Here is an 11,642-nt window from a genome sequence, read left to right on the forward strand (position 1 = left end):
TGGTTCAATCACCACCGGCTGATGGAACCCCTTGGCTATATCCCGCCCGCCGAAGCTGAGGCAAACTACTATCAGCAGCTTCAAATGCCTGCCGCTGAAACGCTATTAACTTAAACCAACCAGCCTCCACGGTACCCGGGGCGGTTCAGACAGAACCAGACTGGAGTCACACTCAATCTTCGACATAAGTTCTGACGGCGCCTCGCCGCTCGCAAGCCCGATAGGTTACTTGAGCAGCCGCTGACTTAGGCTGACCACGACACCGAGTCCACCAATGACAGCAATCACAGAAAAGTGGTCAAGGTTTGCGAGAAGGTTTGCCTGTTGAGCCAAGGACTGCGCGACCAGCGCAACGGCGACCCTGCCTGCGTCCGCTTGCCCGAGTACGGTCGACACCTGGCTTGCCAGGTGGTCGACAGCATGGAGATAAATGGGGTTTCCGGGATGGATATTTTTGGCCAGCGCGTCATAGTGCACTGTCGACCGCCATTGCTGTCCGATTGTCGCCAAACTAATTCCCAGCGCCAAACCGACCTGCGCCAGCATATTTTTAGCTTGCTGTGCATGGGAAAACACCGCTTCGTCGTACTGGACATCCCTGAATGTCTGGATTGCTGCGTTGGCCATGACAAACATCATGAACACGCCGTTCAGAAGCAATGCCGGCAGGATATCCAGCCACAGGTTGGCTGTAGGCGTGAGCCCGGACAGAAGCCAGCCGAATGCGGCCAGCGCCACGAAACCCATCACAAAGAATTTTCGAGGACTCGGATACTTTGGCAAGAGTCGCGCCAGGACGAACCAACTGACGAGCGCCGATGCCAATCCCATTGCCTGAAACCGCCCAACCGTTTGCCATGGATACCCGAGCGTCCGCTGCAAGAGAGCGGGAAGCACATAGTTATCCGCACCAAGAATGACGTAGCAGCAGGAGAAAAGCAGAACGCCTCCGACATAGCGTGGATTGAGTAGCGCCCTAACTCTAATCAAAGGGTTCTCGCGTCGATGCTCAGCGCTGACATAGTAAATGAGAGCAACTATTGCAACTGAAGCGGTCAAAACAAGGGGGATGCCATCGCTGTAGAAATCGTAGTAAGTCCGTTGGAGCGAATAAAGCAGAAGAAATGCGCCGCTTGCCAGCAACATTAGTAACACGGGATGCGACTGGGACTTATCACTTGCACTTGGCGACGGCGACTCACCGTCAAAAACCGCTGTTACCAGTACAAACACTACCGCGGAGGCGCCGATCACGATCCAGAATATCGAACTCCAGTTGTCGTTCGCCACCGAAACCGATGCCAACCACGGTGCGGCCGCGGTACCAGCGGCGAGCGCTACAGCGAATGCTTTGATCCCGTTGAATCTTTGTGGCCCCGGATGAATATGATTGACCATGATGCGCGCCGAGGTCATGAACGACGCCCCACCTAACGCCATCACTAGACGACCAAGAAGGAATTCACCATAAGCTTGACTTGATCCGCAAATGACCGCACCGATCATGAAGATGCTCAGCGAGTACTGCAGAAACCGACGCCATCCTAGGCGCTCAACAAACCAGTGCTGCTGGGATATAGCCAAGACGGCGACGCTTGCGTAGGCTGCGCTCACCAAGCTGAATTCCTCTGGCCCAGCCCCGATCTCGCCCATGATCGGGCCAGATGCAAACGCAATCATGCCGGTCTGGAGGAATTCGATGCCGTTCAGCAGGAATATGGTTAGGAGGAGAAGCTGGTGCTTTCTCGATGGCTGGATCACGATGACTCCGGATCTCGACGACGCGGCGCCTAGAGATTCGCTTGTATAAGCCTGTCGACCATTTCATCGGCGTTCGCCAGTTCGCTGGCAAAAATATCTGTCTTGTAGGATTGTGGACTATGTCCTTTCTCCGCAACCGCCTTACCATCCCGCTTCGTGGTATTGACGATCACCTTCATGGACAAGCCCACACGCAGAGGATGGGCGGCGATCTGCGATGAATCCAGCGCTATTCTCACCGGCACTCGCTGGACGACCTTGATCCAGTTGCCGGTCGCATTTTGGGCGGGGAGCAAGGCGAACGCACTACCTGTGCCGGCATCCTGGCCGACTACGACCCCTTGGTACTCTATCTCCCTACCGTACACATCCGTAATCAGGACGACGGGTTGACCGATGCGGATATGCCTGAGCTGAGATTCCTTGAAATTGGCGTTCACCCAAAGATGGTCCAATGGCACGACTGACATCAGTGCTGTGCCGGCATTAACGCGCTGCCCGACCTGGATGCCACGCCTGGTCACAATACCGCTCACCGGCGCGCGGATAGCAGTGCGTTGTAGCGCGACATATGCGTCCCGCAGTTGCGTTGCAGCACTCATTACATCAGGATGTGACGAAATCTTCGTCCCGTCGATTTGAGCGCGACTTCCGACCAACTGCTGCTCGGCAGCTTCAAAAGCTGCCTTCGCGACGACGAGCGCGTCTTCGGCGTGATGCAGCTCTTCTCCCGAAATTGCTCCGCTGGCTACCAGAGCCTTGCGCCGCATGACATCCGCTCGCGCCTTGTTCAGATCCGCCGCCTTCAGGTCACGATTAGCCTTGGTCTGGCTTGCAGCGGCAAACTGACCGCGGACCTGCCTGACCGCTCTCGCGAGAGCAGCCTGAGCGCGGGCCAGCGAGAGCTGTGCGTCAACATCATTTAGGTGCACCAGTACCTGGCCCTCCGCTATGTAGTCAGTGTTGTCTGCGCCAATCGCGGTGACTACACCGGAAATCTGTGGCGTCACCTGTACGATGTTCCCCTCAACGTAAGCATCTTCAGTTGTCTCCTGGTTGCGTGCGGCGCCATACCAGAAGACTGCCACGATGACCAAAACGATTGCGACACCGACCGGAATCTCAATATTCAGCTTGCGCGGTTGGGAATCTTTAGCCGTTGGTGTTTCAGGTTCTTTTTCCTGGTGTGTCATGTTTGCCTCGTCCCCAGCATTGCCATGCTCGATCGGCGTTATTGGTCCGTACCTTCTTCAGGGATGTAGCCGCCGCCAAGCGCGCGAATCAAGTCGACTTTTAGTTCGCGTCCACGCGCCTCTTGTTCGATCAGAAGCCGCTTTTGTGTAAGTACCAGGCTCTCCGCAGAAAGAACCTGGAGATAGTTACCAACACCGCTCTTGTATCGATTCGTTGAGAGCTGAAAGGCTTCTTGCGCCAGGATAAGGGCTTGGTGTTGCTCGTCGATTTGTTCCTTGAGCCATTTCATGGACGTTAGCTGATTGATTACGTCGTGTACCGCGGCAATAAGATGTCCGTTGTACTGTTCGACCGCCATGTCATACTCCGCCTGGTGTGCCGCCAAGTTTCCCCGGAGGCGGCCTCCGTCGAAGATAGGAAGTGAGATCGCAGGCCCCACTCCTATGACCCGGCTGCCTGCGGTGAGGAGGTCAGGCAACCCAAGACTCTGGAAACCCATGAACGCTGTCAGACTAACGTTCGGATAGAACTGCGCCTTTGCCACCTTGATCTCGTTGCTAGCCGCTTCGACGCGCCACCGCTGCGCTACCAAATCAGGGCGTCGACCAACGAGTTCCGCGGGAATATTGCTGGGCAGTGAAAACGGCGTAGACAGATCTAGTCGTGGACGGGAGATGGCCATGCCCCAGTCGGGACCTTCGCCCACGAGCTGAGCAAGTTGTGCTTCCGTCAGTGCGATGAGTTCATTGAAGCTCGCGATGGCACTTCGTGTGGCGGGCAGAGCGGCTTCTGCCTGCTTTAATTCCAAACTAGAGTCGATTTGTGCGGCAACTCTCTGCTGGGTTAGCTGCAGGATTCTCTCGCGATCTTTCAATGTAGCTTCGGCAAGGTCTCTTTGCTCATAACCGTGCGCAAGCCTGAGATAGGTGCGCGCGATCGATGTTGTGAGCAATAGCCGTGCTGCATGGTAGTCAACTTCGATTCCCTGCGCTCGATTCAGGGCGGCTTCAAATGTCGCGTGGTTCTTCCCCCAGAAGTCTATTTCGTAGCTCACACCCAGGCTCAGATCGCTAAAGACGTCCCAGGTGCCGGCCAGGGGCTTCGGCACCGTGCTATTTGCACTGTATCGCTGTCGGGTGCTCTTCAAGCTCGCCCCGATTTGCGGAAAGCGATTGGCACCGGCGACTCCAACAAGGGCTTCCGCTTGGCGGACCCGGGCCGCTGCCAGGCGTAGATTTGGTTGACCGCTCAAGGCCCTCCACTCGAGCCCGTCTAGCTGGGGGTCGCCAAACGTCCTCCACCACGCCTCACTCGGCCACGATGCGGGGGAGATTGAAGTGCCCTCCAACGCCCGACTAGTAGTCAACCTAGCCGCCGTATCCAACGTTGAACTCGTTTTCAGATCTCCGGAACTCACACACGAAGCCAGCGTCACCGTCGCGGCTGATGCGAGGATCGCCCTGAGCCCCCGCTGCATTGTCGAGGCTGGATATGGAACTGGTCTGGGATGCACACTCACGGCCACGCGCCATCAGATTTCAGGTTGGCAAAACCTCACATCGAGGTTCTGCCAGTCGTCCAAGAACGCTTTTATCCTTGAAGCGCTGTCATCAGGACTTGCACCAATTGGCCGCCCTCTGGCGTAGCCCAGCTTCCGGCGAGTTCTGCAATCAACTGGTTGGTGGTGGTCAGAGTTACGCCGCCTTTATCCATCCGCCGCAGAGCGATGTCATCGGCCATGACACTCGGTGAACCACCACCATCTGCAACTACCTGAACTTCATACCCATCGCGCACCAGACTCAGAGCCGGATAGACCGTGCAGACGTCATTGGTGACGCCAGCGATGATGAGTTTTTTACGGCCCGTAGCTTTGACGGCGGTTGCGAAATTTTCATCGTCCATGGCATTGACGATACCCAGGCGCTTGACGCGGGAAGCGAACTCGGCAGGAAGGATCTGCTCCAGTTCACTCAGCAGCGGCCCTTGAGCGTACTCCTCCATGCTGGAAGTCAATACCACTGGGAGCCTCAGAATGCTTGCCGCCTTTGCGAGCATCAGAGCATTCCGTTTCATCTCTTCGAACGGAATAGATTTCACCCATCCCATAGTCCCCACTTGGTGATCAATCAACAGCAGCGCGGCATTGTCGGCACTGAATTTTTCGTATGTCATGATGACTCTCCTGGCTGTAAGGTTGGGGCACAACGCCCCAGGGTTGGGACTGTTTACAATGTCGGTCGCGAGGGTTGTCGCTGATTCGCCAGCGTTTGGGTACACCGTGGCAGAGCTGGATCGTAGAAAGTGGATGCGCACGAATGCACGACGGTGTTGGGGCTTGATGCCTTAGTGATCTGGTCAAGCTCTATCCGGCTACAACTATCCAGGCGGGCGACGACCGTCTTTGCCTGGAAATCGGATCACTCCTCGAGGCTGAATCCGGACGCCTGGACCACGCTAGCCCATCGCCGCAGGTCAGATTTCAGGAGAGAAGCAAGGCGATCGCTGGATGCGTGTGCCGTGCTCACCCCAATGCTCACAAATCCCGAGGCAACCGTGCTGATCTGAAGCACTTTCGCGATGACGGTGTCCAGCTCCGAAACGGTAGCCCGAGGCGTTCCAGCCGGTGCAAATACCCCGATCCAGCTTTGCGCCACAACGTTCGGATAGCCGGACTCGCGGAATGTCGGCACGGCCGGAAGAAAGGGAGAACGTGCAGACCCCGTTGTGGCGAGCACACGGAGCCGACCGCCAGACAAGTGAGGAAGGATCTCACCGATTGGATTGATGCTTGCGGGCACCTGCCCTCCCAACAGATCCTGGATCGCTTGGGCGCCCCCTTTGTACGACACATGCGTCAACTCCGTTTCGGCCGCCCGCGCCAGCATTGTCCCAACGAAGTGGGCACTGGAGCCCGGTGCCGGCGAGCCGTAGAGCGCATTGCGTGGGTTCGCACGACACCATCGGACAAACTGTCCTACGTCGGCGATCTGCGCGAGCATTTCGGGGCCCACACATAACGCAAACTCCGAGGTTCCCACCATCGAGACAGGAGTGAAGTCGGAAGTCGCATCGTAGGCGAGTTTCCGATAGAGGGATGGGAAGATGGTCAGTGGGAAGTCCGGCGTCACGATGATCGTCGAGCCATCCTTCTCAGCGCGGCGTGCAGCGTCCAATGCGATGCGGCCACTTGCCCCGGGCCGGTTCTCCACGACCGCCGTTCCAATAGCGCTTCCCCCCATATTTTGCGCAATCAACCGCGCAATGACATCGGTGGCACCACCAGGCGGATAACCCACCAGCACGCGTACCGGTCTGTTGGAGGACTGGCCCATGGCCGGCATCGCCCCCCCCGTGGCGAGGAGTGTCGTTACGTTCTGAAGAAAGCGGCGGCGCGGCAGCATGACTGGCATTTGGACGACTTCCGATGGTTGAAGTAAGCGATCTGGAGCGCCGTGCTAACGCAGTGTCGTCTCCAGTTCCCCAATTCCATCGGTCCACACGCGGACGCTGTCACCGCGCTTCGGCAGTGAGTTGCGGATGCCCGGGGTATGACACGGTTTGCCGATGCGCCGCGAGGATGCCCCGCCATGCCTTGAGAAAGTGATGGCACGGTGGAATCCCTTCCCCCTCGGGTCTGCCGTCAACGCCATGCCAAAAGCTTTTTCCATTGCCACGACATGGTCCCGGTAGTTGGCACCGGCGCCGTAGACCACGCCGCGCTGGTACAGCGGAGACAGAAAGGTGATGGTGTTCGGATTCATCGACGAGGCACCGCCAGCCTGTTCCGCCACGAAGCGTGCGAGGTGCGCCTGGGATTTGTCCCACCCCTTCAGCAGATCGTCGATGGCGCCGTCGCCGAAGGGGACATGCTTGCCACCAACATGCACCCCGACATGAGGTTTGCCATCGGGGCCCGAGACATTGAAGAGTTGGTATTTCATTCTGCGGCTTACTGTCTGTTGTTGCCGCATTCTTGTCGCCGCAGCCTTCTAAAGCCAGACGGCCCCGGTGAAACCATTGTATAAACCTGGTTTATGCTTCTCTGGCGTCCAGCACACGCAATCTGCTGTCACCGCGCACGGAAACTCGGCACATTCGTGGCAGTTGCGGCAGGAGGATCAGAGCGGAGCGACTTCTGCGGTCGACCGCTCAAGGAGAAATTCTTGAAAGACTTAAATCTGCTTTATGTGTTTGAGGCACTTTGGAGAGATCGATCGGTCACAACGGCCGCAGAGAATCTGGGCCTCACCCAGGCGGCGGTCAGCAGCGCCCTGAAGCGGCTTCGGGCGGAATATGGGGACCGGCTGTTCATGCTTGTCGGCCGGCGGATGGAGCCGACGCCTCTGGCCACGGCGATCGCAGGAGCGCTGCTCGACTCTCTATCGACAATCCGCAAGACTACCGGCACCTTGATGGCCTTTGACCCTACGCATGCCAGGCGTCAATTCACGATTCGCACGCGGGATATAGGTGAAGTCCTGTTGCTGCCACGCATTCAGCAGGAACTACTGCGTGCCGCACCGCAGAGCAGCATCCAGACCATCTACGCGCCGATCGACGAAACTCTGTCCGCTCTTGCGACCGGCCGCATGGACGTTGCGGTAGGCTATCTGCCTGCTCTCGAACGCAATATCTATAAGTGCCCCCTCTTCCAGCAGGAATATGTTTGCGTTATGCGGGCCGGCCATCCGCTTGCGACGAGCCCCGACCTTACCCTCGAAGCGTTCCTGGCGCAGGACCATCTTTTGATCACCTACTCGGGCAGTGGGCATATTCTTCTTGAGCGCGCGCTGCTCGAGGCAGGAGCAAAATCGCGTATCAAGCTGCGAATGCCGCAGTACCTGGCAGCTCCTCACGCCCTTCTTACCTCCAATCTGATCTGGACAGCACCACAATCCCTGGCCAATGTGCTGGCTCGTTTCTACCCTCTGGTTCTTCGCCCCCTGCCGTTGGCACTGGAGCCGTTCGAGATTGCGCTTTACTGGCATCAACGCTTTCACAAAGATCCCGCAAACATCTGGTTTCGCAGCCTTGTCATCGAAGCGATCAAGGGGTGGCCGGAAGGTCCAGCGGCGCCGCCCCTTAGATAGAGCATCCGCGTCGTCGTGCTCTGATTGCGGGCGGCCGTCACCCCTAGGGGGGGACGCGCCGCTTAAGCCGACGCCCGGATACCAACTTGTGGCGACAAAAAAGCACTGCCCCTTTTGTTGACCAGTTTGGACTGTTCGCAGGGGCGTTCGTTGACCGGGCTGAGGGTGCTGCAAAGAGACTCCTCGACTGGAACCTCAGATGATCTTCGCATCCTTGGTCGCATCCGCGTAAGGCGCTAGGAACGCTTGGAGCGCCTCAAGCGTGGCCGCCGGTTTCTCTTCCGCCGGATAATGGCCACTGCCCGCGATGATCACCGACTGCACGTTATTCGCCACCGTCCTCAGTTCCGCTTCCACGCTGCCACCACAGGCCAGTTCGCCGGCAAACGCCAGCACTGGCAGCGTTAGCTTCGCACTGCGCGCGCGTTCGCGATTCTGAGGGATCGATTCGTCTATCGCCCGGTAATAGTCGAAGCTCGCGCGCAGCGCGTTTGGATCGCGCCTGAGTTGCTCGATGTAGAACTCTCTCGCATAGGCCGGAACAGCGTCGGGAGAGCCGGCCTTCGTCGCAAACTGGTGGCCGAAATAGATCGACTCGCGTCCCTCGACAAGGCGCTCATTGACCTCGCGCGCACGGTTGAAGTTGAAGTGCCAAAGGAAATCGCTCAACCAACGTTCGTCGGAGAGAAGTGGTGGCGAGTCCGACACGCCGGGAACAAGCGCTTCACCGAGCGCGATACGGTCGATCCGACCACGTTGGTCGTACGCCATCGCGAAGCCAGTCCACATTCCGATGTCGTGGCCGACCATAGCAAAACGCTCAAAACCTAGCGCATCCATCAGCGCGAACATATCGGCGGCGAGCGTCTTGGAGTCGTAACCGGTAGCCGGCTTGTCCGAGAGTCCCACGCCTCGGGGATCGACGGCAATAACCGTAAAGGATCGCGCCAGCGGGAGCATCAAGTACCGCCATGCGAACCAGTTCTGCGGCCACCCGCCGAGCAATAGCAGCGGCGCGCCCCGGCCGCCGACGACGGCATGCAGGGTAAGACCGCCAGCCGGCACCAGATAGCTTTCGAAGACATCCGTAAAGCCAGCTGCCAGTTGGGGAACATCGTGTACTGAGCCGTACCCAGTTGCGCGTTTCATGCTTTGAATCGACGGGCTATTCATAAAGTTTTCTCTTGCTGCGGAAGACGCCGTACGCTTGCTCACGGCCAAACTAAGTCTGCCAGCGGGTCGCGATAGCAAATCGATCAGCTCGCATGCGACCGGCATAGCACGTTCAACTTCTACCGTTGGTGATCACGTCCGTGCGACTGCGGACTTTCGAAGGCAAAACGGTCGGGGCTATGTCCGGGCGGTTGGGCAGGGATTGGTGGCCGATGCGAACGGGATAAGTAGGCTGGTTCTGCTTTGCTGTCCTTGTACTGAGCTCCGAAGTGTTGGTTGATGTAGAGATCATCCTGCAAACCGCTCTCGGGATAAATATGGCAAAATTGAATTGATTGATCCGCCCATGGAGCAATCAAGATGGAACTGTTGAACGACATGGCCTTGTTCGTGGAAGTCGTCAAGGCCCGGAGCTTTCGCCGAGCGGCGGAGGCAATCGGCATGCCGAACTCGACGCTGTCGCGCCGCATCAGCTCCCTGGAGAAGGCGATCGGGCTGCGCCTGCTGCATCGCACCACGCGCAAGATTGAGCTAACCGAGGCCGGCCAGCTCTATTTCGATCGCTGCAATCGTATCGTCGACGAGGCACGGCTTGCGCACGAGCAACTCGGCGAGTTGCTGGCTCAGCCCAGCGGCGTGCTGCACGCCTCGCTACCGGTGGATCTCGCCAATATCTTCCTGGCGCCGCTGATCGCGGAATTCGCGAACCTCTATCCCGGCATCAGCTTCGAATTCGACCTCACGCCACGGCGCGTCGATCTGGTCACCGAGCCGTTCGATGTCGCGATCCGCATGGGAGAACCACCAAGTTCGAACCTGATCGCGCGCCGCCTTGCCAGCCTGCCCCGCTATCTTTACGCTTCGCCGCAATATATCGAACGCTTCGGCGAACCAAGCCAGCCGGCCGACCTCGTACGGCATGAGTGTCTGCGGCTCCGCACGACGGAGGCCAACACATGGACTCTGAATGACGCGACGAAAACGGTTGATGTCGCAGTCGGCGGCCGGTTTTTGCTCAACAGTGTCGGCATGATCCGCCGCCTGGCGACGCTCGACCTGGGCATCGCCGTATTGGCGGAAACAATCATAGGTGACGATGTGGCCAATGGGCTACTGCGTCGAGTGCTGCCACAGTGGCAGGCCACGCCCATCCCCGTCTATGCCATCACCGAGACGCGCCTGTTGCCGGCGAAGACGCAGCGCTTTATCGAGTTCCTGCGGGAGCGCTTGGAGCACTGATAGGTCTCCCGGGAGGCGCAGTGGGCCCCCACGATTCTGGAGTTTTGAGCGACGCTTCCGTGGCTCGTCCTGTTCTGCTGGCGGCGCCCTACTATTGATACAATCAATTCGCCTATCCCCACGCGACGATGAACAAGCTCTACTCACTGGACCTGAATCTCCTGCTGGTTTTTGATGCGATGCTGCGCGTCGGCAGCGTGTCCAGGACCGCAGAGGAGATGGGGCTGACCCAGCCCTCCACGAGTAACGCGCTCGCCCGCCTGCGGAAATTTTTTGGCGACCCGCTGTTCGTGCGGTCTGACGGTGCCATGAGGCCGACGCCGCTGGCCTTGCAAATGGCGGAACAAGTCCAGGAGGCGCTGGGACAACTCCGCCGGGCGATCGAGGACAAGCGCCACTTCGACCCGATGGCCTCATGTCGGCGTTTTTCCATCTGCATGAACGAAATGGGACAACGCGTCTTTTTACCAAAGCTCGTCACCCGCTTCGCCGAAATCGCGCCCGGGGTAGACCTCGAGGCTATCGAAATGACATCGCAGCAGGCGCAGGCGGCGATGCCCAATGGCGACGTGGACCTTGTCATCGGCTATTTTTCAGATTTCGGGCCGAATTTTTTCCGCCAGCGCGTGACGACAGGTCATTACGTCGCCGTTGCGCGTAAGGAGCATCCCGATATTGACGGGACCCTGACCCTGCCCGCCTACCTGAACGCCTCGCACATCTCCTACGTGCCTGCCCTCGGCAACCACGCCGCGCTGGAAGCGCTCCTTGCGGAAGCATTCATGAAACACGGCGTGCGGCGTCGCGTCGCCTTGCGCGTAGCGAATTCGCTCGGCATCCCGAAGATCATCTCCAGCACCGACCTGATCATGACCGTACCGTCTGTGCTGGCGCAGGCGTTCTGCGAAACGGCTGCGGTCCAGGTCTTCGACCTGCCATTCGATATTCCGGATATCGAGATATTCCAGTACTGGCACGCACGCTATCACCACGACCCTGCCAATCAGTGGCTGCGCGCGCAGTTCAAGAACATGTTTCCTGCCTAACACAGCAGGCAACATTGGCACGCTCAATGCCCTGCCGACGCTTGCAGAGCACATTTCACACGCGAGCGGCCTGATTCAGGCGATTTCTTCCTCGTCCCTTACTACTTCTTCCCCTGACATTCATTGCGCCAATAGT

General features: G+C 58.4%; 10 protein-coding genes. 3 read left to right on the top strand and 7 right to left on the bottom strand.

Annotated elements, in window-relative coordinates:
• Nucleotides 1–225: 225 nt before the first annotated feature.
• From AC1DOX_RS17220 to AC1DOX_RS17245, 6 genes are all read right to left on the bottom strand, one after another.
• Nucleotides 226–1,761, bottom strand: a complete 1,536-nt coding sequence (locus AC1DOX_RS17220; RefSeq protein ID WP_441618065.1) for an MFS transporter — start codon at nucleotides 1,759–1,761, stop codon at nucleotides 226–228.
• Between the two features lie 29 nt (nucleotides 1,762–1,790).
• Nucleotides 1,791–2,954, bottom strand: coding sequence for an HlyD family secretion protein (locus tag AC1DOX_RS17225; protein ID WP_441618067.1), 1,164 nt, complete (start codon nucleotides 2,952–2,954; stop codon nucleotides 1,791–1,793).
• Between the two features lie 38 nt (nucleotides 2,955–2,992).
• The gene (locus AC1DOX_RS17230; protein WP_441618069.1) at nucleotides 2,993–4,432 is read right to left on the bottom strand and encodes an efflux transporter outer membrane subunit; all 1,440 of its coding nucleotides are present in this window, start codon (nucleotides 4,430–4,432) and stop codon (nucleotides 2,993–2,995) included.
• A gap of 113 nt (nucleotides 4,433–4,545) precedes the next feature.
• Nucleotides 4,546–5,130, bottom strand: a complete 585-nt coding sequence (locus tag AC1DOX_RS17235) for an isochorismatase family protein (protein ID WP_441618071.1) — start codon at nucleotides 5,128–5,130, stop codon at nucleotides 4,546–4,548.
• Between the two features lie 245 nt (nucleotides 5,131–5,375).
• On the bottom strand, nucleotides 5,376–6,368 hold the full coding sequence (locus AC1DOX_RS17240) for a tripartite tricarboxylate transporter substrate-binding protein (RefSeq protein WP_441618073.1): 993 nt from the start codon (nucleotides 6,366–6,368) through the stop codon (nucleotides 5,376–5,378).
• A 45-nt stretch (nucleotides 6,369–6,413) separates the two neighbouring features.
• Nucleotides 6,414–6,899 (bottom strand): hypothetical protein, encoded by a 486-nt coding sequence (locus AC1DOX_RS17245; RefSeq protein WP_441618075.1) that lies wholly within the window; start codon nucleotides 6,897–6,899, stop codon nucleotides 6,414–6,416.
• Nucleotides 6,900–7,121: 222 nt separating this feature from the next.
• Here AC1DOX_RS17245 and AC1DOX_RS17250 point away from each other — a divergent pair, with 222 nt between their 5' ends.
• Nucleotides 7,122–8,048: a LysR family transcriptional regulator gene (locus AC1DOX_RS17250; protein WP_441618077.1), complete on the top strand. Its 927-nt coding sequence runs from the start codon at nucleotides 7,122–7,124 to the stop codon at nucleotides 8,046–8,048.
• A gap of 195 nt (nucleotides 8,049–8,243) precedes the next feature.
• Here AC1DOX_RS17250 and AC1DOX_RS17255 read toward each other — a convergent pair whose 3' ends face one another.
• Nucleotides 8,244–9,197: an alpha/beta fold hydrolase gene (locus AC1DOX_RS17255; protein WP_441618079.1), complete on the bottom strand. Its 954-nt coding sequence runs from the start codon at nucleotides 9,195–9,197 to the stop codon at nucleotides 8,244–8,246.
• A 384-nt stretch (nucleotides 9,198–9,581) separates the two neighbouring features.
• Here AC1DOX_RS17255 and AC1DOX_RS17260 point away from each other — a divergent pair, with 384 nt between their 5' ends.
• Nucleotides 9,582–10,460 (top strand): LysR family transcriptional regulator, encoded by an 879-nt coding sequence (locus AC1DOX_RS17260; RefSeq protein ID WP_101681791.1) that lies wholly within the window; start codon nucleotides 9,582–9,584, stop codon nucleotides 10,458–10,460.
• Between the two features lie 128 nt (nucleotides 10,461–10,588).
• Entirely contained in the window at nucleotides 10,589–11,506 is a 918-nt protein-coding gene (locus tag AC1DOX_RS17265) for a LysR family transcriptional regulator (RefSeq protein ID WP_101681790.1), read from the top strand.
• Nucleotides 11,507–11,642 lie beyond the last annotated feature (136 nt).

It is taken from the genome of Cupriavidus sp. 01L415 (assembly GCF_056400065.1).

Excerpts from the sequence above, each read along its gene's own strand:
- AC1DOX_RS17225 (WP_441618067.1), bottom strand. The coding sequence starts at position 2,954 with ATGACACACCAGGAAAAAGAACCTGAAACACCAACGGCTAAAGATTCC.
- AC1DOX_RS17230 (WP_441618069.1), bottom strand. The coding sequence starts at position 4,432 with ATGCAGCGGGGGCTCAGGGCGATCCTCGCATCAGCCGCGACGGTGACG.
- AC1DOX_RS17235 (WP_441618071.1), bottom strand. The coding sequence starts at position 5,130 with ATGACATACGAAAAATTCAGTGCCGACAATGCCGCGCTGCTGTTGATT.
- AC1DOX_RS17240 (WP_441618073.1), bottom strand. The coding sequence starts at position 6,368 with ATGCCAGTCATGCTGCCGCGCCGCCGCTTTCTTCAGAACGTAACGACA.
- AC1DOX_RS17245 (WP_441618075.1), bottom strand. The coding sequence starts at position 6,899 with ATGAAATACCAACTCTTCAATGTCTCGGGCCCCGATGGCAAACCTCAT.
- AC1DOX_RS17255 (WP_441618079.1), bottom strand. The coding sequence starts at position 9,197 with ATGAAACGCGCAACTGGGTACGGCTCAGTACACGATGTTCCCCAACTG.
- AC1DOX_RS17260 (WP_101681791.1), top strand. The coding sequence starts at position 9,582 with ATGGAACTGTTGAACGACATGGCCTTGTTCGTGGAAGTCGTCAAGGCC.
- AC1DOX_RS17265 (WP_101681790.1), top strand. The coding sequence starts at position 10,589 with ATGAACAAGCTCTACTCACTGGACCTGAATCTCCTGCTGGTTTTTGAT.